Annotated in this window: 19 protein-coding genes; 6 read left to right on the forward strand and 13 right to left on the reverse strand. The window is 59.5% G+C overall.

From position 1 onward, the window contains the following. Nucleotides 1–3 precede the first annotated feature (3 nt). Nucleotides 4–2,109 carry an ATP-dependent DNA helicase RecG gene (gene recG, locus KUV22_RS10770; RefSeq protein WP_222230992.1) on the reverse strand — a complete coding sequence of 702 codons (2,106 nt, stop codon included), beginning with the start codon at nt 2,107–2,109 and terminating at the stop codon, nt 4–6. Beyond that, on the reverse strand, nt 2,106–3,029 hold the full coding sequence (locus KUV22_RS10775; RefSeq protein ID WP_222230994.1) for a hydrogen peroxide-inducible genes activator: 924 nt from the start codon (nt 3,027–3,029) through the stop codon (nt 2,106–2,108). The genes recG and KUV22_RS10775 overlap by 4 nt, the downstream gene beginning before the upstream one ends. Nucleotides 3,030–3,262: 233 nt before the next feature. On the opposite strand from KUV22_RS10775, the gene KUV22_RS10780 reads away from it, so the two are divergent. Both KUV22_RS10780 and KUV22_RS10785 read left to right on the forward strand, forming a co-directional pair. Further along, nucleotides 3,263–3,517, forward strand: a complete 255-nt coding sequence (locus KUV22_RS10780; RefSeq protein ID WP_222230996.1) for a GlsB/YeaQ/YmgE family stress response membrane protein — start codon at nt 3,263–3,265, stop codon at nt 3,515–3,517. 205 nt (nt 3,518–3,722) lie between these two features. After that, nucleotides 3,723–4,601 (forward strand): NAD-dependent epimerase/dehydratase family protein, encoded by an 879-nt coding sequence (locus KUV22_RS10785; RefSeq protein WP_222230997.1) that lies wholly within the window; start codon nt 3,723–3,725, stop codon nt 4,599–4,601. A 46-nt stretch (nt 4,602–4,647) separates the two neighbouring features. On the opposite strand, the gene KUV22_RS10790 is transcribed toward KUV22_RS10785, so the two are convergent. From KUV22_RS10790 to KUV22_RS10810, 5 genes are all read right to left on the reverse strand, one after another. Beyond that, nucleotides 4,648–5,031, reverse strand: coding sequence for a RidA family protein (locus KUV22_RS10790; RefSeq protein WP_222230999.1), 384 nt, complete (start codon nt 5,029–5,031; stop codon nt 4,648–4,650). 380 nt (nt 5,032–5,411) lie between these two features. Beyond that, entirely contained in the window at nt 5,412–7,529 is a 2,118-nt protein-coding gene (gene spoT, locus KUV22_RS10795; protein WP_222231001.1) for a bifunctional GTP diphosphokinase/guanosine-3',5'-bis pyrophosphate 3'-pyrophosphohydrolase, read from the reverse strand. A gap of 57 nt (nt 7,530–7,586) precedes the next feature. Beyond that, on the reverse strand, nt 7,587–7,850 hold the full coding sequence (gene rpoZ, locus KUV22_RS10800) for a DNA-directed RNA polymerase subunit omega (protein ID WP_222231003.1): 264 nt from the start codon (nt 7,848–7,850) through the stop codon (nt 7,587–7,589). 161 nt (nt 7,851–8,011) lie between these two features. Beyond that, nucleotides 8,012–8,632 (reverse strand): guanylate kinase, encoded by a 621-nt coding sequence (gene gmk, locus KUV22_RS10805; RefSeq protein ID WP_222231005.1) that lies wholly within the window; start codon nt 8,630–8,632, stop codon nt 8,012–8,014. Nucleotides 8,633–8,883: 251 nt separating this feature from the next. Then, nucleotides 8,884–10,128: a sterol desaturase family protein gene (locus tag KUV22_RS10810; protein WP_222231008.1), complete on the reverse strand. Its 1,245-nt coding sequence runs from the start codon at nt 10,126–10,128 to the stop codon at nt 8,884–8,886. 322 nt (nt 10,129–10,450) lie between these two features. Here KUV22_RS10810 and KUV22_RS10815 point away from each other — a divergent pair, with 322 nt between their 5' ends. The 3 genes from KUV22_RS10815 to KUV22_RS10825 all read left to right on the forward strand — a co-directional run bounded on the left by KUV22_RS10815 (nt 10,451) and on the right by KUV22_RS10825 (nt 13,235). Then, nucleotides 10,451–12,190 (forward strand): hypothetical protein, encoded by a 1,740-nt coding sequence (locus tag KUV22_RS10815; RefSeq protein WP_222231010.1) that lies wholly within the window; start codon nt 10,451–10,453, stop codon nt 12,188–12,190. Continuing rightward, on the forward strand, nt 12,191–12,559 hold the full coding sequence (locus KUV22_RS10820; RefSeq protein WP_222231011.1) for a hypothetical protein: 369 nt from the start codon (nt 12,191–12,193) through the stop codon (nt 12,557–12,559). Nucleotides 12,560–12,692: 133 nt separating this feature from the next. Next, nucleotides 12,693–13,235: a carboxymuconolactone decarboxylase family protein gene (locus tag KUV22_RS10825; RefSeq protein WP_222231012.1), complete on the forward strand. Its 543-nt coding sequence runs from the start codon at nt 12,693–12,695 to the stop codon at nt 13,233–13,235. A gap of 104 nt (nt 13,236–13,339) precedes the next feature. On the opposite strand, the gene KUV22_RS10830 is transcribed toward KUV22_RS10825, so the two are convergent. From KUV22_RS10830 to KUV22_RS10850, 5 genes are all read right to left on the reverse strand, one after another. After that, nucleotides 13,340–15,433 (reverse strand): S8 family peptidase, encoded by a 2,094-nt coding sequence (locus tag KUV22_RS10830; protein WP_222231013.1) that lies wholly within the window; start codon nt 15,431–15,433, stop codon nt 13,340–13,342. 274 nt (nt 15,434–15,707) lie between these two features. Further along, nucleotides 15,708–16,955 (reverse strand): MFS transporter, encoded by a 1,248-nt coding sequence (locus tag KUV22_RS10835; protein WP_222231015.1) that lies wholly within the window; start codon nt 16,953–16,955, stop codon nt 15,708–15,710. Nucleotides 16,956–16,989: 34 nt separating this feature from the next. Beyond that, nucleotides 16,990–18,243 (reverse strand): glycosyltransferase, encoded by a 1,254-nt coding sequence (locus KUV22_RS10840; RefSeq protein WP_222231017.1) that lies wholly within the window; start codon nt 18,241–18,243, stop codon nt 16,990–16,992. A 37-nt stretch (nt 18,244–18,280) separates the two neighbouring features. Continuing rightward, complete coding sequence (locus KUV22_RS10845) at nt 18,281–18,913, reverse strand: hypothetical protein (protein ID WP_222231019.1); 633 nt, start codon at nt 18,911–18,913, stop codon at nt 18,281–18,283. A 116-nt stretch (nt 18,914–19,029) separates the two neighbouring features. Continuing rightward, nucleotides 19,030–19,908 carry a DUF1295 domain-containing protein gene (locus KUV22_RS10850; RefSeq protein ID WP_222231020.1) on the reverse strand — a complete coding sequence of 293 codons (879 nt, stop codon included), beginning with the start codon at nt 19,906–19,908 and terminating at the stop codon, nt 19,030–19,032. A 97-nt stretch (nt 19,909–20,005) separates the two neighbouring features. Here KUV22_RS10850 and KUV22_RS10855 point away from each other — a divergent pair, with 97 nt between their 5' ends. Beyond that, nucleotides 20,006–20,761, forward strand: coding sequence for an alpha/beta fold hydrolase (locus tag KUV22_RS10855; protein WP_222231022.1), 756 nt, complete (start codon nt 20,006–20,008; stop codon nt 20,759–20,761). A gap of 23 nt (nt 20,762–20,784) precedes the next feature. Here the strand turns inward: KUV22_RS10855 and KUV22_RS10860 are convergent, their stop codons facing one another. Further along, the gene (locus KUV22_RS10860; RefSeq protein WP_222231023.1) at nt 20,785–21,432 is read right to left on the reverse strand and encodes a TetR/AcrR family transcriptional regulator; all 648 of its coding nucleotides are present in this window, start codon (nt 21,430–21,432) and stop codon (nt 20,785–20,787) included. Nucleotides 21,433–21,688 lie beyond the last annotated feature (256 nt).

Genomic DNA, 21,688 nt, shown 5'->3' on the forward strand with positions numbered 1-21,688 from the left:
AACTCAGGCTTCGGCAAAGCGCGGTTTATTGTGCAGCCAGCGCCTTACCAGCGCGGTGCGCGCCTCTTCGCTTAACTGTGGAGCGGCGGCAATTTTCTGTACCTGCGGCAACAGGTGGGCATCTCGCTGCAGGTCGGCAATGCGGTGCTGGATCTCGCCGGTCTGGCGGGTGCCGAGGATCTCCCCGGGGCCGCGCAAGCGCAGGTCCTCCTCGGCGATGGCGAAGCCATCCGAGTGACTGCGCAGAGCCTGCAGGCGTGCGCGGCCGTTGGCGGATAATGGGGTTGAATACATCAATACGCAGTGGCTGGCGATACTGCCCCGCCCCACCCGGCCCCGCAACTGGTGCAGCTGGGCGAGCCCCAGGCGCTCGGGGTTTTCGATAATCATCAGGCTGGCATTGGGCACATCCACGCCCACCTCGATTACCGTGGTTGCCACCAGCAAATCCACTTCGCCGGCCTTGAACGCCTTCATCACCAGCTCCTTGGCTTCCGGCTTCATGCGTCCGTGCACCAGCGCCACGCGCACCCCATCCAAGGTGTCCGCCAGTTCCTCGGCGGTGGATTCCGCGGCCTGGGCCTGCAGAGTTTCGGATTCTTCAATCAGGGTGCATACCCAGTAGGCCTGGCGGCCCTCGCGCACGGCGCCCTGTACGCGCTCCATCACATCAAAGCGGCGCTCATTGGAAATGGCCACGGTATTGATTGGCTGCCGTCCGGGCGGCAGCTCGTTGATTACCGAGCAGTCCAGGTCGGCAAACGCGGACATGGCCAGGGTGCGGGGAATCGGGGTGGCGGTCATGATCAGCTGGTGGGGCTGGGTACGGGTCTCGCCCTCGACCGCGCCTTTTTCGCGCAACTGCAGGCGCTGGCGCACACCGAAGCGGTGCTGTTCGTCGATGATCACCAGCGCCAGGCGGTGGAACTCCACACCTTCCTGAAACAGCGCGTGGGTGCCGACGATCAACTGTGCATCGCCATTTTCGATCGCCGCCAGTTGCGCGCGTTTTTCTGCGGCTTTCATGCTGCCGGTGAGCCAGCCCACGGTAATACCCAGAGGCTCCAGCCAGCCGCTGAAGTTGATGCGGTGTTGCTCGGCGAGGATTTCCGTGGGCGCCATCACCACACACTGGTGGCCGGCGCCGATTGCCTGCAGTGCCGCGCGCGCGGCCACCAGCGTCTTGCCGGCGCCGACGTCGCCCTGCAGCAGGCGCATCATGGGGGTGGCGGTGGCGAGGTCGTCGGCGATTTCCCTGCCCACCCGCTGCTGTGCATTGGTGGGGGAAAACGGCAGACGTGAGAGAAAATCCCGCTCCAGTGCGGTATTGAGCGCGAGCGGTGGTGCGGCAACCTGGGCGCCGTTGCGGCGCAGTTCCAGCAGGCTCAGGTGGTGGGCGAGCAGCTCCTCCAGCGCCAGCCGTTGCTGTGCCGGGTGCTGGCCTTCCGCCAATTGCGCAAGGTCGGCATCTGCCGGTGGCTGGTGCAGATACATCAGCGCGCCGGCCAGCGGCAGCTGCATTTCTTGCGGCAACAGCTGGGCCGGCAGCAGTTCGCTGACATTGCCCTGGGCCAGCCAGTCCAGGCCCTGGCCGATCAGTGCGCGCAGGCGCCCCTGCCCCAGCCCTTCGGTCAGCGGGTAAACCGGGGTCAGGGTTTCCGCATTGGGTGAAGTGGTTTCGCCGAGCACCTCGGTTTCCGGGTGATACAGCTCGATGCCGGCGCTACCGCGCCGCGCTTCGCCGTAGCAGCGCACCCGCGTGCCCGCCGCCAGGCGGTTTTTTTGTGCCGCGGTGAAGTGGAAGAAGCGCAGGGTGACGCTGCCGGTGGTGTCCTGAATGCGCACCGCGAGGCTGCGGCGGCGCCCAAAAATAACGTCCGCTGCGCGCACTTCACCCTCGATAACCGCGTCCATGCCCGGGCGCAGCCCCGCCAGCGGTACAACTCGAGTGCGGTCCTGGTAGCGCGCCGGCAGGTGGAATAACAGATCCTGCAGGGAACTGATGTGCAGTTTGGCGAGGGTTTCCGCAAGTTTGGCGCCGACACCCTTGAGCGCGGTGACGGGAATTTCTGCCAGGGGTTTTTGCGGAGGATTCTGCGGCTGGCTCACGGACTCTGCAGCTGGCACTGGTTGATCGCGTCGCGCAGCATGTCGATGGCGCGATGGCGGGGAAAACTGGCGCGCCATGCCAGGGCCACGGTGCGCTGCGGTGCGGGGGCAACAAACGGACGGGTCACCAGCACCCCGGTGGCGTATTGCGAGGCGGCGGCGGCCGACAGCGGCAATACGGTGATGCCCAGGCGCGAGGCCACCATATGGCGCAGGGTTTCCAGGGAGCTGCCGTCGGCGGCGGTACGGATATGCCCGCTGCCGGCTTCTTTTTCGATGGACTGTTGCAACTGTGGGCAGGCTTCCAGCACTTGATCGCGGAAGCAGTGGCCCTCACCCAGTAACAGCACATTGTCTTCGCACAGCTGTTCCGGGGTCAGTGCTTCATATTTTGCCAGCGGGTGGTCTGAGGGCATCAGCACCACAAACGGTTCGTCGTAGAGCGGCTGGGTAACCACGTCCGGCTCGGTAAACGGCAGCGCGATAATTACCGCATCCAGTTCACCCTTGCGCAGGCGACCGCGCAGGGTCGATGTATAGCCCTCCTCTACATACAACGGCATCTGTGGCGCCAGTTGTTGCAGCTGGGGAATGAAATGCGGGAACAGATAGGGGCCGATGGTAAAAATCGCGCCCACCGACAGGGGGCTGCTGAGCTGGTCCTTACCGGCGCTGGCAATATCCTTGATGGCCGCGGATTGCTCTAGTACCAGTTGCGCCTGCGCGACGATACGCTCTCCAAGTGGTGTGGCCTGCACCCGGGTCTTGGAGCGCTCAAACAGTGCCACCCCAAGTTCTTTTTCCAGCTTCTTCACCGCAATGGACAGGGTGGGCTGGCTGACAAAGCAGCGCTCGGCCGCGCGGCCAAAGTGCTGTTCCTGGGCCAGGGTAACGATGTATCGGAGCTCGTTCAGTGTCATGGTAAACGCAATCAGATAAATCCAGGCGATAGAGTTTATTCATAAACACCCCCTGGCGGCCAGTAAAACCGCCGGGCCTTTGTGTAAATGTCACAATCTAGAAAAAAATGCTATTAGACAGGTTTATGCATAGTAAGATTTGCTATTAACTTGCGCACCGCACGGGCGATGTGGCGCTTTTTTTACTATACATGGAAGGCAAGCGTTCAAATTACATCAAGCGGAGGATCGCTATGGGAATCTTGTCTTGGATTATTTTGGGTCTCATCGCCGGTGCGCTGGCCAAGTGGATCATGCCCGGGCCGGATCCCGGTGGTTGGATTGTCACCATGATCATCGGTATTGTCGGTGCGTTTATCGGTGGCTGGGTCGGTAGCTTTGTGGGCCTGGGCACCACCGGCGGCCTGTCCCTCGGTAGCATCATCACCGCGGTAGTGGGTGCAGTTATCCTGCTGTTTATCTATCGAATGGTGAAATCCCGAGGTTGACGAAGCTTTGTTCGTCTATCCGTACGGGGCCCCGGAAAAGCGGCGGGCCCCGTTCACAGACTTCGTTAGGGAAACAGGCTATAAATAGCCAACCTGACGGAAAATTCATCGCAATTCTACGTATAATTCTAATCGCGCCCACCAGCGTGTGGACCGAAAAATATTGGGACCGGCGTTCGGTACCCAGGGGAAAAAGCAAGCGGTTATGGCAAAGGAAAAAGTCTGGATCTTCGGTTGCGGCGATCTGGGGACACGCCTCGCACTGAAGTTGGATCGCAAGGCGTACGATGTGTTTGGTGTACGACGCAATCCGTTACAGGCACTGGCACGCAAGCGCCGCGCGGACGTCGTCAACTGGCGTCGCGGCGACGCCACCAAGACAGAAGATATCCATCGCCACCTGAGCCAGGGTGCCGACATTGTCATCGCTACCTTCACGCCCGGCGCCAGCACTCCCCAAGCTTACCAGCGCGCTTATGTCGAAACGGCCACCTGCCTGCGCCAGTCTCTTGCAGATATGGAAAAACCCCCGCGCCTGTTGCTGTGGGTTTCCTCCACCCGCGTTTACGGCCAGAGTGGTGACCAGTGGTTGGATGAACGTTCCCAACCGATGCCGAGCAGCTTCCAGGGTGAAGCCCTGCTGGCCGCGGAAAAAATTGTCCAGCAAAGTGTGGTGGAAACCTGCGTGGTGCGCTTTGCGGGAATCTACGGGCCCGGCCGCGATCGACTGCTTTCGCAAGTGCGTGCCGGCCGTTGCGCGCCGCCATCACCGCCCCAGTTCAGCAACCGCATTCACGTGGACGACGCTGTCGGTTTTCTGACGCACCTGATTGAGGGCCAGAAAAAAGGCATGCCGCTGGAGAAGCTGTATATCGGTGCGGACTGCACCCCGGTTCCCATGTACGAATTACAGAGCTGGCTGGCAAAGTCGATGGGTTATACCAGTGCGCACCTGCGCGAAGAAGTGGCCACCAGCGAGCGTCGCTCCAAGAAACTGAGCAACAAGCGTATGCTGGATAGCGGCTATGACATGCTGTATCCGGATTACCGCGCCGGTTACCGCACACTGCTGGAAAACGACTGATTCAAAAGTTCGCGCCGCCCATTGGCGAGCGGCGCGCGGCAATCCCTTAGATCACCAGAACCCCTTCCGCCTCGAACTGCGCACCCTTGGGCAGTTCACTCACACCCACCGCCGCACGCGCCGGGAATGGTTTGGTAAACATCTCCTGCATCACTTCATTGACGGTAGCGAAATTGCTCAGGTCAGTGAGGTACAGATTCAGCTTTACCAGATCGTTCAGGGTACCGTTCGCGGCTTCGCACACCGCCTGCAGGTTTTTAAATACCTGCACCGCCTGCTCGCGGAAATCGTCGGACACCAGTTCCATGGTTTCCGGAACCAGCGGAATCTGACCGGACAGGTAGATAGTGTTGTTGACCTTGACCGCTTGGGAATAGCTGCCGATTGCTGCCGGTGCCTTATCGGTTTTTATCACGGCGCGATTGGGCATGGATGACCTCTCCTGACCCTGTTGGGGCCTACTTACTGAAAAAAGGAAGCGGGAGAATATAGCGTGGTTTTGTAGGCTTGGGGAGCGGTGCAAAGGACCAGAATGCGATATGCGGAACTTATCCACAAACTGAGAAAATTCACGCAAAACCCCCGCGAATTTCCCAAAAACAGCGCAATTCACATCCGCAAAAAAACCCAAGCCCAAAGCACCCACGAAGGCCCGTCACTGGTGCCCATCCGACAAACGATTGCCGACAGGTTGTTTGGCGGATGGGCACCAGTGACGGGCCGGGCCTAAATCGGAGCCATCAGCAGAAGCAATTAAGTGAGGGGGTGGCCAGCAAAATGCTGACCGCAAAGGATGTAAGAGTCTGAAAATCAGGGCCGCGCGATCTTGATCACCGCCGGCAAGTTACGCAGCCGCTTCATCACCTGAGCCAGGTGCACGCGGTTGGTCACTTCCAGCGTCAGTGCGATGGTACTGTGCTGCGCATCCTTCTCGTCCACATGGATTTGCTCGATGCTCGCGCCCTCTTCGGTAATACGCGTCGCCAGACGGGCAATGATGCCGCGCTCGGATTCCACCTCCACGCGCACATCCCCAAGGAACTCGCCTTTTACATCCGCCGACCAGCTCACCGCCATGATATTTTCCGGGTGCTCGCGCAACTCCGCCGCATTGCGACAGGTATCCCGGTGCACCACCACACCCTTACCGGAGCTGATGTGCCCCATGATGGTATCGCCGGGAATCGGGCGGCAACAGCGGGCAAAGCTGATCATCATGCCCTCTTGGGCATCGATGGTCAGCGGCGAGGAAATATTGCTCGCCTCGGTCTCGGTGGTGCCCGGTGGCACCAGTAGTTTGGCCGCGGAAAAGGCCGCGCGGTTGCCGAGCCCAATCTCCTCCAGCAGGTTCTCGAAACTTTCGTAATTGGCCTCTTTCACCCCGCGGCTGATCTGCTCCTCGGAGAGATCAGAGAGCTTCAGGTCGAACTTGGTCAGTGCCTTTTCCAGCAGGCGCTGGCCAAGGGCGATCGAATCGTGATGGCGCTGGTGCTTCAGGTAGTGGCGAATGGCACTGCGCGCCTTCGCGGTCACCACAAAATTGAGCCAGTTCGGATTTGGCTGCACGTTTTTGCTGGTGAGGATCTCCACCTTCTGGCCGCTTTCCAATGGCTGCGACAGCGGCGCCAGGCGCTGGTTGATGCGCACCGCCACACAGGAGTTGCCGATATCGGTGTGCACCGAATAGGCGAAGTCCACCGCGGTGGCCCCGGCGGGCAGGTCGATAATCTTGCCCTTGGGCGTGAACACGTAAACCTCGTCCGGGAACAGGTCGATCTTTACGTTTTCGATAAATTCCAGCGAGTCACCGGCGCGCTGCTGCATCTCCAGCAGGCCCTGCACCCAGCGGCGCGCGCGCACCTGGCTGGTACCGCCGGTATTCAGCACCTCATCGCCGGACGACTTGTACAGCCAGTGCGCGGCAATACCGCTGTTGGCCATCTCGTCCATTTCCTTGGTGCGGATCTGTACCTCGATCGGCACCCCGTGCATACCCAGCAGCACCGTGTGCAGCGACTGGTAGCCGTTGGATTTGGGGATGGCGATGTAGTCTTTGAATTCGCTGATGACCGGCTTGTACAGGTTGTGGATAACCCCGAAGGTGCGATAGCAGGTGTCCACACTGTCGACGATGATGCGGAAGGCGTAGACGTCCATGATTTCCTTGAACGACTTCTTCTTCGAACGCATCTTCTGGTAGATGCTGAACAGGTGCTTCTCGCGGCCGATCACCAGCGCATCGATGTTCTCGCGCTCCAGGCGCAGTTCGATGGCGTTCTGGATTTTTTCCAGCAGCTCCTTGCGGTTGCCACGGGCGGCAACCAGAGCTGCGCGCAGGCGGCTGGCGCGCAGCGGATAAATGGCAAAGAAGGCGCGGTCTTCGAATTCGATCCGCACATCGTTCATGCCCAGGCGGTTGGCAATGGGCGCATAGATCTCGAGGGTCTCGCGGGCAATGCGCGCGCGTTTGCCGGGCTTCAGCGAGCCGAGGGTGCGCATGTTGTGCAGGCGGTCGGCGAGCTTCACCAGAATCACGCGGATATCCCGCGCCATGGCCAGGGCCATTTTCTGGAAGTTCTCCGCCTGCTTCTCCGCCGGGCTGTCGGTCTCAAACTGGGTCAGCTTGGACACCCCGTCCACCAGATCCGCAATCTCTTCACCAAACTGCTCGGCCAGTGCCGCTTTGGGGATGCCGGTGTCTTCGATGACATCGTGCAGCATGGCGGCGGCCAGACTCTGGGCGTCCATGTGCATGCCTGCAAGAATGGTGGCAACGGCGAGAGGGTGGGTGATATAGGGCTCGCCCGAGCGCCGGGTCTGGCCCTCGTGGGCCTGCTCCGCGTAAAAGTACGCGCGGCGGACGAACTGGATCTGATCGGGGGGAAGATAGGACGAGAGGCGATGGGCCAGACTATCGATCGTGTGCAAAGCCGCGCTCGCCTCTTAGATTTCCTGCAAATCCTGCATCAAAACGTGGGGTGGGGATTACAGGTCCTGCTCGGACAGGAATACCGGCGCCGGGGACGCGGCCTGTACCGGCTCTTCTTCCGGCTCGTCCAGAATGCTGGCGTCAACGAAGCCTTCTTCGATTTCGCGCAGGGCGATTACGGTGGGCTTGTCGTTTTCTTCCGGAACCATCGGATCGCGGCCGCCGGTAGCGATCTGGCGAGCGCGCTTGCTGCCAACAATCACCAGCTCAAAGCGGTTGTCTACGTGGTCGAGGCAATCTTCAACGGTAATACGTGCCATAAAATCTCTGTTCCAGTGTGGGTTCGCCCGCTTGCGGGCAAAAAAGGACAAATTCTGTTGTCTGGTCGGTCACGGCCGACGCGGACGGGGTTAACTATTCTACCGGACCGCGCGGTGTACGCAAATCGAACAATGGGTTCTTTGTGCGGTTTTGGTGGCTTTTACTGACTGCGCAGTAACGATTGCAGCAGACCTGCGTGTTGCTCCTGCTGTCGCGCCAGCCGCTGCCGCTCTGCCACCATGATTGCGCGCAGTTCATTCAGCGCGGTGGTGAAGTCGTCGTTGATCACCAGGTAATCGGTCTCCACGTAGTGGGACATCTCATCGATTGCCTGTGCCATGCGCTTGTCGATCACCGCCTGATCGTCCTGGCCGCGCCCGGTCAGTCGCTCGTGCAGCGCCTGCTGCGAGGGTGGCAGGATGAAAATTCCTACCGTCTCCGGCATCAGTTTGCGCACCTGCTGCGCGCCCTGCCAGTCGATTTCCAGAATCACATCGCGACCGCTGGCGAGGGTTTCTTCCACCCACGCCTTGGAGGTGCCGTAGAAGTTCTCGAATACCTGCGCATGCTCGAGGAACGCGCTTTCCTGCAGCATGCCCGCGAAGCCATCGTGGTCCACGAAATGATAGTTGATGCCGTCGATTTCACCGGGGCGCATGGGTCGGGTGGTGTGTGACACCGACACCGTGACCTGAGTATCGGCCTCGATCAGCGCTTTGACGAGACTGGTTTTACCGGCGCCGGAGGGCGCGGAGACCGTATAGAGAGTACCTGTGGACACGGCGAACCTTGCTGCAGTGTGAGTAAGTGGGGTGATGGGCGGGGATTATAACGAATGCGGGGGCCGCGGAGCGAATATGAGGGATACGAAGCGAATGCAAAACAGGCGAGCCCCGACCGGGGCTGGGGGCAAAGTGTTGGGCTTTTTCGGTCCGCCTGCCACGGGGAGGCAGGGTTTCCGAACCCGGTCGAGGTGCCTGCGGAATCACAACCATGCCTTTGGGGAAGGCGGGCTACCGCGGATTCCTTGCGTTAATGACTAACGGACGTGACTGTATCGTCTTTGTCATTAAAAACCAACCACCACCAGAGCGCGGCGCTCACCAGGCAGTAGCCTGCAACCGCGGTCCAGACTAATTGCGGCAGTAGTGGAATGGATACGGCGAGCAGTGCCAGGCGGCCCAGCTCCCAGTAGCGGGTAGCGCTGTTGCCGTCGAGGATACGCCCGTTCAGGATCAGGCCCGCGATGACCAGGATTACCGCCAGTGTGGTGGTGGCGAAATCGAGGCCGCTGCCCATAAACAGTAATCCCACGGTCGCCAGGGTGTAGCTCAGATGCTGGGCCAGCGCGTACCAGCGCACGCCGCGGTTAATCTGCGGGTCAAAGCGGTGAAAGTTGTCCAGATCCCCGCTGGGAACGGGCATGGCCGCCTCGGCGTCCGCCGGGCGGTAGCCGGTGGCACGGAACCACAGGGTAAGCTTTTCCTTCCAGCTTTTGGTGTACACCGCATCCAGCCACATGCGCTTCAGGTGCTGCAAATTGGCGGCGAACGGGTCGAAGGTGTTGAGCGGCTTGCGCACGCCGTAGATGCACGGCTCGTCGTCCAGTTCTTCCTGATAGGTTCCGAACAGGCGGTCCCAGATGATCAGCACGCCGCCGTAGTTGCGGTCTACATACACCTTGTTCTGTGCGTGGTGCACCCGGTGATTGGACGGCGATACCAGGACCCACTCCATCCAGCGGATCTTGGGAAACTTCTGGGTGTGCACCCAGAACTGGTAGATGAGGTCAATGGCGCCGGCGGTCAGCAGCACTTCCGGGGGCATGCCCACCAGCAGCAGCGGCAGGTAAAACATCCACGACAGGGGGACAAAACCGCTGGACTGGCGCAGCGCGGTACTGAGGTTGTAATCCTCGCTCTGGTGGTGCACCACGTGTTCGGCCCAGAAGATATTGACCTCGTGCGCGATGCGGTGGCGCCAGTAATAGAAGAAATCGTACAGGACGATCGCCAGCACCATGTGCCAGGGGTTATCCAGCGACCAGTTGATGCCCAGGCTCTGGTAGGTGGGTTCCAGCCACTGGTACAGCGGAATGTAGACGAGCATCAATATGCCCACGCGCACCAGCCCAACCACCCGGCTCATGATGCCGGCGCCCAGGCTGCCGATGGTGTCGTTCAGTCGATACAGGCCCCAGCCGCGCCAGCGGTCGAGGGTCAGCTCGAGCACAAGCGCGAGCAGGAAAAACGGAATGGCGGCGGTGATCAGTCCCACGGGCACCTCGAGAGTCGTCGGTTTGATTATCTTTGTTGTGACTTGCTAGCAATCTTGCCACAGGGCGGGAGGCGAGCAATGTCCTGAGAGACCGGATTTCGAAATCCGTGTGTTTTTGGCGTTGCCCGTGACGAAGATCGTCAGTGAGCAGCGGCAATCATTCCGCGGGCATCCCGCGCGAGACCGGTGACTGGCACGCTCGTGCCGACCTTGGTGCTTTCTGATGATTTCCGTTTTGCGATAGCATTTGCCGCAATCACTATTACGGGACAAGGAAATGCCCCACTTTGATTTAAGCGACAGGCAGGGAAAGTATTATCGCTTGACGGCACCAATCCGTTTCTCCGTTCCCTGGATTGATCCACAGCAGGTTCTTATTGCCGAGGAGTTACTGGCGAATACGGAGCCTGGCCAGTTGTTGATGGCCGAGCAGCACTTTTTTGGTGGTGGCAGTTATCCCCTTTTGCAGCTCGGCAGATCCGAGAGTTTCGGGCTCCCTTCCGCTCTGCGCACGCACTCCGGTGCGTCTTCTCTGGTTTCACGTCCGGATTCAGTTCAGAGCCCATTACAGGGGCCAGTTCAGGACTCGGAGCAAATCCTGCTCGAAGCCATTCGCAGGGGCACGCTCGAACTGCAGGCGGCTGATCCGGCCCAAGCCAGTCACAGCCAAAGCGCAGACGAGCGCAACGCGCTGCGGGTAAAAATCCGGCTGGCGCTCGCTGAAATCGTCAGTCAGGAACGTGCAGAGGGCGCCGGTCATGAACGTTCGCTGGCAAACGAGTCGCACTTGATACGCGGGCTTATTTACACCGGTGCGTTTTTCAACGGGCTGTGGCAAGCGGGCACGGATTTCGCCCAGTGGCTGAAAGAAGTCAACGATGTGGTGAATCCCACCCAGCGCATCTTGCGCAGCCTGCGCTCGGGCATGCGTGCGCGGGAGCGCGTCAGTGTTAGCGGTGAATCGTATCTGGATGCCTTTGTGTCGGAGCAGCTCACCGCCGAAAAGCGCCAGCTGGTAGAGGCCATCGGCTTTGACCCGTCCAGTATTACCCGTGAGCAGTTTCATCAGGCGCTGGAGATTGCCGAGCTGGTCTGGCAAGACCCGGCGCTGCGCGCAGATATACGCCGCTTTTGTGTGGATTACGTAAATGCGCAGCATGCGGTGGAGCTCACGGCGTTTTCGGGCACCGCCGCATTTGAGGTTTTGTTTACCCTGGTGCTGGCGGCGGTCACCGCCGGTGCTGGTGTGGCGGTTGCCGGTGCGCGGCAGGCCCGCCACTTTGCTCGGTTCCGTAAAGTGGGTGAGTTACTGAAACGCTACGCTGATGAGGCTGCGCGGGCAGCGAAAAGAAAAGCGAAATCCACTGCGGGCGGTAACAGTCAGGCGAATGATTTTGGCGCTTTGCCGCGGGAAGAAGTGCTGGTGAAGCCCACGGACACCTCTGCCAGTAGGCCACCAAAACCCAAAACCAATTCCGCCAACGAAAATCCAGCGGCGCAGAATCGCAGCGCAGCTGCCGCGCCACCAGTCGCCAAGCGCGCAAGGCCCGAACCGGATAACTGGAAGACCTATAAGACCCATGGCGTTGAACAAACACCGATGGCGAGCGCCGTGGGCAGGGAGATGGTCGAAGTGCTCGAAGCCCAGGGTTTGTCCCGCGCCGAAGCGGTGATGAAAGCACAGGAATTTCTGGCCTCGGGTAGCGAGCTGCCGGTGAAAAAGACCGTTAAACAAGGGGAAAAGCTGTATAAGCTGGTGCCCGCAGGCGAAACACCGGGCAAGTATTCGGCCTATTTTGCCGAATTGTCGGATATCCAGGGCTTCGAGGGCGTGAGTTACGATGAGCTCACGGATGCCATCGGCATTCCCCTGGAAAGCCAGCAGACAATGAAGTTTGACCTGATGGAAGTCGAAGCGCTGGAAGATGTTACGGTTTACCAATCCACTATCGCGCCGACTTCGCAAAATGGCTATAGCCAGCCCGGCGGCGGGCGGCAGACACTGATTATCAACCGGTCGCAATTCTCAGATCCAAAATCTACCGGCAGGAAGTTTCCCTAAATGAAAAAGTTTGTACGTATCGACCCGCAAAGCGGCAGATTTTTGGATATTGATCCAAAAAAACTCGCGCGGGATGCCAAGAGCCTCGGCGATTTTGTGCGGAAAAATATTGACCCGGCAAACGATGCGCTGGGTATTTACACGCAACTGCTGCCACTGTGCGACAAGGTGGCTACACAACACCAGAACCAATCGATCCCACTGGACGAGCTGCCACTGCGCTACCCGTTTCGCGAGGGGTTGTTCCCCAACGGGATGGATGCCCTCTACTCGGAGTTTTCTGCAACGATTACCGGCACACCGCTGGACGTTGTGAATATCGTTGATGTGAACGGTGTTCCCTGTGCGGAGGTCGAATTCGAAGATTGATTTTCCCCTGGTAGGGACCGCCAAGCGCGGCCCAACTGCCGGCCAGTTACTCCGGGCTGCCATCGATATCGCGTGCTATAACCAAGAGCAGTCGCGATCCCATCTTGCCGATTTGGAAGCCCGGAGGATTATCATGTCAGAGTTTATTGTCCACACCCTGGAAACTGCGCCGGAAGACAGCAAGCCGCTGTTACAGGATTCGATTAAGGCATTTGGCTCCATCCCCAACCTGCACGGTGTAATGGCCGAGGCGCCTGCCGCGCTGAAGTCATACCAAGTGCTGCACGAGCAGTTCCTCAATACCTCGCTGACACCGGAGGAGAAAACGGTCGTTTGGCAATCCATCAATGTGGAGCACGGCTGCCACTACTGCGTTCCCGCCCACACCGCGATCGCCAAGATGATGAAAGTCGATGATGCGATTATCGAGGCGTTGCTGGACCAGACACCCCTACCTGATGAAAAACTTGAGGTGTTGCGCGACACCACCTTGGCAATAGTGCGCGACCGCGGCGTTGTATCAGATGACGTAATGCAGCGTTTTTACGACGCGGGTTACAACCGCCAACAGCTGTTGGAAATTATCGTCGGTGTCGCGCAGAAGGTGATGAGCAATTACATCAATCACTTTGCCGAAACCCCGGTGGATAGGCAGTTCCAGCGATATGTGCGTTGAGTCTTTTTGCTGTCGCTGACGAGTGAGCACAAAAAAGGCCGGCATATGCATGCCGGCCAAAACAAGGTGGGGTAAATCGAAGTCAGCAGTAACTGTTAATTGCTTTAGGGTGCTGCTTCTGCCTGCAGGGTTACGCCCGAATAAGCGCTGTAGCCGCGGATGCTGATGTACCAGGTCCCTGACTGCGGGTTGCTAATGCTGCAGCTTTCGTTATTGCCCCAGCGATAGGGACGGCAGTCGTAGCTGCTGGTAGTGGGCTGGCTGCCGTAGCGCACGTACAGGTCACCATCACCGCTGCCACCGCTCATCAATACTTCCAGCGTGCTCATGCCGCTGTTCACATCCAGGGTGAAGTGCTGCCAGGCACTGGCAGAGCCGGATACATTGGATTCGGTCCAGCCGGTGGCACCACCGCCGCCGCCATTGCCCGACTCGTCAAAGCTGCCCACCAGGCTCACGCCGGAGAAGGTGCTGTAAGCGCGCACCATCACGTGATAGGTACCCGCCTGCACATTGCTGATCGTGCAGGTTTCGTTGTTGCCATTCAGATATGGGCGGCACTCGTAGCTGCCGGTGGTCGGCTGGCTGCCGTACTGTACATACAGGTCCGCATCACCACTGCCACCGGAAATCTGGAAGCTCAGATTGCTCGCGCCGGCCGGTACTTCGAGGGTATAGCGCAGTTCCTGTCCGGAGCTTGCCGCCAGGCCAGACTCGGCCACGCCGTTGGTCAGCGCACCGTCACCCGGATCCGGATTGCCGCCACCGCCGCCGTTGGCTGCCGCCACTGCCGCTGCTGCATCCACGATACCGGAGCCACACTGGCTGCAGGAGCCGGGGAAGCTGCGCGCGGTGCTTTTCAGGTTGGCTTCCACCTCGTCAGGGGTGATGCCGGAGTCCACCGCATACAGCAGTGCTGCTGCACCCGCCACATGTGGCGCCGCCATACTGGTGCCCTGGTAGAAGGCGTAGTTGTCGCTGCCCGGGCCCTGAGAGCCGCTGTTCAGAGTGGAAAGCACGCCGTTAGTGCTGGTATCGGTTTCGCCACCCGGTGCCGCTACGTCCACCACGCTGCCGTAGTTTGAATAGTAGGCGCGGCTACCGGCGCGGGTGGTGGATGCCACGGTGATGACACCGGAGCAGCTCGCCGGGCTGAAGTTGCCAGCGTTGGCATTGGAGTTACCCGCTGCAACCACCACGGTGGTGCCGAGGCTGCGCGCGGTATTGATGGCATTCTGGGTGGTGGTATCACAACCGCCGCCGCCACCCAGGCTGAGGTTCAGAACCTGCGCCGGGTTGGCATTGGCGGGAACACCGCTCACGCTGCCGCCGGCGCCCCAGATGATGCCGTCGGCAATATCCGAGGTATAACCACCACAGCGGCCCAGTACGCGGATCGGAACGATCTTCGACTTGTAGGCGACGCCGGCAACACCGGTGTTGTTGTTGGTTACCGCCGCAATGGTGCCGGCCACATGGGTGCCGTGCCAGCTGCTGCTGCGCGCCGGCTCACCCTGGCCACAGGCGCCCGCTGGCGACCAGTCGCCGGGATCGCTGGCGTCACTGTCACGACCGTTGCCGTCCTGCGCTACGGTGGTATCGGAAATCATGTCGTAACCGGGCAGCAGGTTTGCGTTCAAGTCCGCGTGCGGGCGGTAACCGGTATCGATCACCGCAACCACAACCCCCTCCCCCTGTGTCACATCCCAGGCCGCCGGCAGGTTCAGACCGCCGGTGGACTCAAAGTAGTGCCACTGCTGGTTGTAGTTGGTGTCGTTGGGGGTGGCCATGGGGCGCATCAGCCGGTCTGGCTCCGCGTATTCCACCTGCGGGTCCTGTTGCAGGCGCGCAATAATCGCGTTCATTTCCGCCTTGCTGGCACGCTTCTCCAGCTTCATCAGCTGGGCACCGGTTGCGAGGCGACGCATATGTTTGAAGCGGTGGCCGGCGGTGCGCGCGACGCGGTCGATTGCGGTTTGCGACATGGCCAGACTGTTGGCGCCGGCCGTCGTGTTCTTGTATTTCACGATGATGCGGTCGGTGACCATTTCCTGCGGGGCAACGCTGGTGGCGGTGAGCTCGGGCTCGACTGCCTGCACAGAAAAGCTGGTGCTCAGGCCGGCGCCGAGTAGCAGTGCCGTAACACCGGCGCAGCTGGATGTGCGCACGCTGCGTGCCAGTAGATTGAGTATTTTCATTGTTGCGAGTTTCTCCTTAATTATTTTTATCGACGAAGCTGGGTACAGCCGCCGCTAAACCACTGCGGAACTCCTGGGCAGCGGCCGCGGTGTTGGCGATGCAATCGTGTCGCACCGTATTCCGCGGCTAGGGTTTAACGAGGAGAATCGTTTCGACCTCAGTCATATTTTGAGATAACTCTTTGGTTTTTGCGCCAAAATTAGGTTAATTTTGGTACGTTCGTCTCTGTTAGGTGAGCGGGTGTGACGGCGGTCTCGCTGGCTGGCGCCGTTTTTAGCGCGGGTTTTTTTCGTCGCTGGCAGGTGTGTTAGGTGGGGCTGCGACCTCTGTTGAGTGCCACAGGGTAAGGAGAAATCCGCAAACGCCGAGCACCGGCCCGGGCAACAGCAGCCAAACGGCATCCGGGCCGCTGACCTCAAACAGCCGGCTGAGCGCGGCAATGGAAACGACGGTGATGCCGAAGCCGATGGAATTTTGAATGGCCAGTGCGGCGCCCACCAGTTCGCGTGGACAGGCGCTCGCCGACAGCGCAGAAAACTGGGGCGAATCGGCGATCACCGTTGCTCCCCAGATTGAGAACAACAGCACCAGCCAAACTGCGGACAACTGATCCCACAGCAAGGCAAACATCAGCACGCAGCAGCCGGAAATAATGAGCGCGGTGATGGCAACGACGCTGCTGCCGACACGCCGCGACAGCAACCCACCCGCAATACAACCCAGTGCGCCGACGCCGATAAAGCAAAACGACAAGCCCGCTACCCCCAGCCCCGGGAATACTTCGGCCAGCCCGACACTCGCAATCAGTAGTGGCAACACCGTCCAGAAGGCATACAGCTCCCACATGTGGCCGAAGTAACCCCAGGCGGCGGCGCGAAACCGCGGAATGCGGAACGCCTGCAGCACCGCGGGTGTGGCAAAGCGCTTGTTGCGGGACCTGTGTTTGACGCTGGCAGATATGGGCAAATGAGGGCCGTCACCGAGTCGAAAGATCAGCAGTGCGGCGACGATTGCGAGCACGGAGGAGGCGGAAATGATCCACTGCCAGGGTATGTCCGCGCCCAGCTCGCGTAAACCGTGCGGCAGCGCCGTGCCCAGGGTCAGCATGGCCACCAGCTTCGCCAGTGCGGCACCGGCGCGCTCCGGTGCCCAGCTCACCACCAGTTTCATACCCATCGGATAAATGCCGGCCAGGCAGATACCCACGAGAAAACGAAACACCAGCGCACTGTTAATGTCGTGGGATAACCAGGCGAAGCAGGCGTTGAACAGTGCCCCCGCCAGTGCGCTGAAGACAAAAAGTCGGCTCGCGCGAAAGCGATCGGCGATGCCGCCGAGCGCGAGTACCAAGGTGCCGAGAATAAACCCGGCCTGCACCGCATTGGTCAACCAGCCAATATCCGTTGCGGTTACTCGCCAGCTCGCGATCAAGTCGTCCGCCGCACCATTAGCGCTGAACCACAGTGAGGTACCTAGCAGCTGGGCGATGGCGATAATGGTGACGGGTGCGAATAGGCGCATGGTCGGCTAGTTGATTTGTATCAGCGGTTATTAATCAGTTGCTGTCCGCCAACTTGTTTTTTGTCTCGATCCAGCGGCTCATAAATTCCTCGGCGCGGTGTTCGGTGCGCCGCAGGATCCGTCCCCAGATATTGCGGTTGCGATGCGCCTCCAGGTCCGCGGTAATGGCTTCGATACGCGCGAGAAATTGTGGGGCATGATCCGCGTAGCTGAAGCCGCTGGCGAGAGCTTGGGTGCCGGCATCGCGCACCCGCTGCCACGCCGTCCTGTCCTGATACAGCTCCGCGGTGGTTGCGGCAAAGGTATCCGGGCAGTCACTCACCGGGTAACCCCAATCATTGGCGCCCGCCATGGATTCCGCACCGATAGGGGTGGTCACGGTGGGGGTGCCGGACAGCCAGCCGTCGAGAATCTTGCCCTTCTGCCCCGCGCCAAACCGCAGTGGCGCCAGGTTCAGGCGATAGCGGGCCAGGGTCGCCAGTGCATCGTCGGTGCGCCCGACAATGCGCAGCCCGGCCTTTGGTTTGTGGAAGCGCTGCATGGCGTGATCGGCATAGGCGCCGTACACGTGGCACTCCACTTCCGGCAGCAATGTGCGCACCCGGGGCCAGATAGTTTCGGCAAACCAGGCTACCGCATCGCGGTTCGGTGCATGCTTGAAGCCGCCGATCATTGCCAGGTGCTCGCGCTGTTCGAAATCCGGCAGCGCGTCGAGGTCTGGCATTTCCCGCACCAGAAACGGCAGGTAGTGCAGCTGCCAATCCGGCAGGCAGAAGTGCTGCTTGAGCAGGTCCACCTCCACCTGGGAAATCATAACGGTGAGATCACAGCGCGCCATGGCGGCGATTTCACGTTCCGCACTGGCATGGAACAGGTTGAGCGCGTCACCGGTTTTTGCCGCCTGATGACGCGCCTCGCGCAGGCTGTGAAAATCGCTGGTGTCGAGAATCGTCATCGCCTGTGGGCACTGCTCGCGCACACGCCAGCCGAACTGCTCTTCCATCATAAAGCGGTCGTAAATCACCAGCGTCGGGTCCAGCTGGCGCACCCAGTCGTCAAAGCTGGATTCGTTCACTTCGATCTGGTGTTCGCCGTATTCGGACTTTGCCTGAAAGGGCGTGGGTTGCGCGGGGCTGCCAATTTCCACGGCATAGCCCGCCTCGGCGAGCAGATCGAGAATATCTAGCGTGCGCCGGCCGGCGGCCGTGGAGGCAGGTTCGGGCCACTGCTTGGCAATCAGCAGGGCGCGTTTTGCGGGAGCGTGTTTTACAGGGGTGTCGGAAAGCATTTGCGGGATTATGCCAGTTAACGCCGGCGCCGCGTATTCACTCCCAGCCCAATGTGCGCCACAGCGCGATCAGCAATGGTGGAATGATCAGCCAGCCCAGCTCCCACACGGTGGGGCCGATAAACGCGAGGCCGATGGTGAGTGCCGCAGTGAGTGGCTCAATTGTCGAGCGCCGTGCGACCGCGCGTCGTTCGCTGGCGTCCAGCTCGGGGTGGGCAAACCCTTTGCGACAGGCGTACTTCCAGCCCAGAAGGCCAATCAGGCCCGATATCGCCAGGCAACAGCTCTGCCCCACCGGTGACGAGATACTGACCAGTTGCGGGTCCGCCACCGCAAAGAACAAATAGAGCCCAACCACCACCAGCTGCAGTAGCACCAGCAGGGTGTGCAGACCGTCGGAGCGCTCCACCGGCCCCAGCAGCTTGTGGGTAAGGTTCCAGTTAATCAGGGTAAGGCCCACCGCAATCACCAGGCGCAGCAGTAATTCCGGGTCTGCCACCAGCAGGCTGAGCAGGCCGTAGGGCATCTCCGCCCAGGCCATATCTTCGGTGGGCGGCAGGTACATAATGAAGTTGACGAACAGAACGGCGTAGGCGACGTCCACAAAGGTTTCCAGCCGTCGCAAGCGACTGCGTTGGGTGAAAACCGTGGCGGCGTCCGCGGTGGGCATGGGGCTTGTTCCGAGGGGCTAGCTATTCATCCAGATTAGCATTCCTCGAGCGCGGGCTTTTTGCCGTCGGCACTGGCGCACCGCATCGAATGCACTTCGCTTAGCGTGCCTTTTGCTTAGTTTTTCTTCCCCGGCACTGGCCACAGCAGGTGGGTGCCGGCCTTATAGCGCTGGTAGCCTGCTTCATCACCCCAGCGTTCATCGGCGCGTTTTTCCAGCATTGGCACGCCACTGATATAGCGCAGCAGAACAAAGACAAAAATGGGTGAAATCAGCGCCGCCCACTGGCTGCCTTGCAGCACTGGCACCGCGATCAGAGCGATACCGGTCCACAACAATATTTCGCCGGCGTAATTCGGATGACGCGACCAGGCCCACAAGCCACTATCAATAAAGCGACCGCGGTTTGCCGGGTTGGCTTTGAAGCGCGACTTCTGGGTATCGGCGACCACCTCGATCGCCATGCCGAGCAGCCACAGAAGTGTCCCGGCCACCGCCCAAATACCCAATGGCTTCGCGTTCACACTGGTGAGTACTACCAGTGCGCAACAGGCGGTGACGCTCACCCACAACCCCTGCAGCGTCCACACCATCAGGAAGCGCAAAAACGATGGCTTGATGGTGTCGAAGCGGCGGTCTTTGCCGTCTTTGTGAATGCGGGAAAATAAAAAAGAACCCAGACGCAGCGCCCACAGGCTTACTAGTACCGCAACCAGGATTGCGCGCGACGACGACTGCGGGTTTAACCACAGCGGCACCAGCACCACGCTGAGATAGGTCACGCTACCGGTGAGATCAAAAAACTTTTCGGTTTGCGCGAGAAAAGATGGAATGAAAACCAGCCACTGCAGGACGAAAGCCAGTACAAACATCCACACCAGCAGGGGCGCACCAGCAAGCCTCACACTGTGCGAGGACAGCAGTGCGGCCAGGCCCGCGGCAATCGCCAGTATGACCGGTATCGCAAGCGCGGAAATTTTCTCAGCTTTGTTCACAGGAACCCCCGATTAGTTTGTACAGGCGAGTAGGAAATTACTCTAACATGACCGCTCTGATCTCCGCTTTATACCCCTGAAAATACCAAGTCTTGCTATGCCATACGCCATAAATCGAGGCCTGCATATTCATTATCGTGTTACCGGTTACGGTGCTCCACTGGTTCTACAGCATGGCAGTACTTCCAGGCTGGAAGCCTGGAACGAAAATGGCTATGTCGATGCTTTGCGCGACCAGTTCCAACTGATCATGATCGATGGTCGTGGGCATGGTCAGAGCGATAAGCCTCACGAGCAAAGCGCCTATGATCTGCCCAATCGGGTTGGGGATGTGATTTGTGTGCTCGATGCTCTCGGGTTAACCCGTGTGCATTATTGGGGTTATTCGATGGGTGGCTGGATAGGATTCGGAATGGCTGCGCATGCGCGGGAGCGCTTGGCATCACTGGTGATTGGTGGGGCTCATCCCTATGCAGACACTGCGACCGCTTTTGCGGAAATTGATGGAGGCGATCCCGATGCATTTATGACGGCGCTGGAAAAATTTACCGGCGCACGGGCGACGGCTGAGGTACGCAGACGCATCCTAAATAATGACCTGCGTGCATTGGCTGCCGCTATGCATTCGCGGTGCTCACTCGAACATATTTTACCAGGAATAGAAGTGCCCACCCTTTTGTATGTGGGTGAGCAAGATCCGCGTGCAAATAAGGTGCAGCGCTGCGCAGCTGATCTGATTCGTGGGCACAGTGAAGTCCTGCCCGGACTGGATCACGCCTCGGCAAGCTGGCGGTCAGATTTGGTGATACCGCAGGTGTTGCCGTTTTTGCTTGAGCAGCCCTTCCCGAACTAGATGTCGTTGTGCGCGATAAGTAATTATTCCTGTTTCAGCCGCAGCAACATCTGCACCAGCATATCCGCATGTCTATCGACGCGCACTTCTTCACAGGGGTCAATATTGAATAGGCGCCGGCACTCGGGCGCAAAAGAAAAGATGGTCGACGAGGCACTGACCATGATGTAGTACCAGTGCACAAAGGCATCCCGGTCTAACTGCAGGGAGTCACCCACCAATCGCTGCATTTTTTCGCAGGCTGGCGCAATGTACTGCTCAATCAAATACTGAATGCGCCAGCTATCCCGGGTTGCTTCCTGAGCCATCAAGCGGCTTAGCTCCGGATGGCGTGCGTGATAGCCCACATAAAAGCGCACAATAAAAGCTAAGTGCTCACTTTCAGAAACCTCGCGTAATAGCCCCAGGCGCTGCTCGAATTCTTCGTGCATGCCACTGAACACCGTCGCCACCACGGATTTCCAGAAAGCCTCTTTGTCGCCGAAGTGATAAGCCAGCAATCCGCGTTTTACCTTGGCGGCATTTTCGATATCACGTAGGGAAACTGCATCAAAGCCGCGCTCAGAGAACATTAGCCTTCCCGCATCGACCAGCTTGGCCTTGGTGGCCTCTGCCCTTTCCTGAACACGCCGTGTGCGCCCCCCGTTCGAGGTGGCGGTTACCGATGACATAGAAACCTCGTGTGACTGAGCAGTTCAATTAAGAAACAGATTGAACGGTATTTGGCCGAAAGATAGTCTGGAGACGCTAATTTTAACACGGGAATGGCAGCCTAGATGCAGAAAAAACGACAAATAACTTGTTGACCAATCAAATGAATGTGAATAAATTTGTTTGCGTGCAAGTTTTTCTGCACCAGCGATTGATGTTAGTGCTACTGGCGGTGTGCCCAGTCGGAATTCTTCCGGCCCGCGAGCCTCCGCATTT

This window comes from Microbulbifer agarilyticus, from assembly GCF_019800665.1.
GTDB classification, from domain to species: Bacteria; Pseudomonadota; Gammaproteobacteria; order Pseudomonadales; family Cellvibrionaceae; genus Microbulbifer; species Microbulbifer agarilyticus_C.

What these genes read in the sequence shown, in the direction of transcription:
- KUV22_RS10775 (WP_222230994.1), bottom strand. Translation starts at nt 3,029, where the DNA reads ATGACACTGAACGAGCTCCGATACATCGTTACCCTGGCCCAGGAACAG.
- KUV22_RS10820 (WP_222231011.1), top strand. Translation starts at nt 12,191, where the DNA reads ATGAAAAAGTTTGTACGTATCGACCCGCAAAGCGGCAGATTTTTGGAT.
- KUV22_RS10835 (WP_222231015.1), bottom strand. Translation starts at nt 16,955, where the DNA reads ATGCGCCTATTCGCACCCGTCACCATTATCGCCATCGCCCAGCTGCTA.
- KUV22_RS10790 (WP_222230999.1), bottom strand. Translation starts at nt 5,031, where the DNA reads ATGCCCAATCGCGCCGTGATAAAAACCGATAAGGCACCGGCAGCAATC.
- KUV22_RS10840 (WP_222231017.1), bottom strand. Translation starts at nt 18,243, where the DNA reads ATGCTTTCCGACACCCCTGTAAAACACGCTCCCGCAAAACGCGCCCTG.
- rpoZ (WP_222231003.1), bottom strand. Translation starts at nt 7,850, where the DNA reads ATGGCACGTATTACCGTTGAAGATTGCCTCGACCACGTAGACAACCGC.
- KUV22_RS10830 (WP_222231013.1), bottom strand. Translation starts at nt 15,433, where the DNA reads ATGAAAATACTCAATCTACTGGCACGCAGCGTGCGCACATCCAGCTGC.
- KUV22_RS10780 (WP_222230996.1), top strand. Translation starts at nt 3,263, where the DNA reads ATGGGAATCTTGTCTTGGATTATTTTGGGTCTCATCGCCGGTGCGCTG.
- KUV22_RS10825 (WP_222231012.1), top strand. Translation starts at nt 12,693, where the DNA reads ATGTCAGAGTTTATTGTCCACACCCTGGAAACTGCGCCGGAAGACAGC.
- KUV22_RS10860 (WP_222231023.1), bottom strand. Translation starts at nt 21,432, where the DNA reads ATGTCATCGGTAACCGCCACCTCGAACGGGGGGCGCACACGGCGTGTT.
- KUV22_RS10855 (WP_222231022.1), top strand. Translation starts at nt 20,006, where the DNA reads ATGCCATACGCCATAAATCGAGGCCTGCATATTCATTATCGTGTTACC.
- KUV22_RS10785 (WP_222230997.1), top strand. Translation starts at nt 3,723, where the DNA reads ATGGCAAAGGAAAAAGTCTGGATCTTCGGTTGCGGCGATCTGGGGACA.
- KUV22_RS10845 (WP_222231019.1), bottom strand. Translation starts at nt 18,913, where the DNA reads ATGCCCACCGCGGACGCCGCCACGGTTTTCACCCAACGCAGTCGCTTG.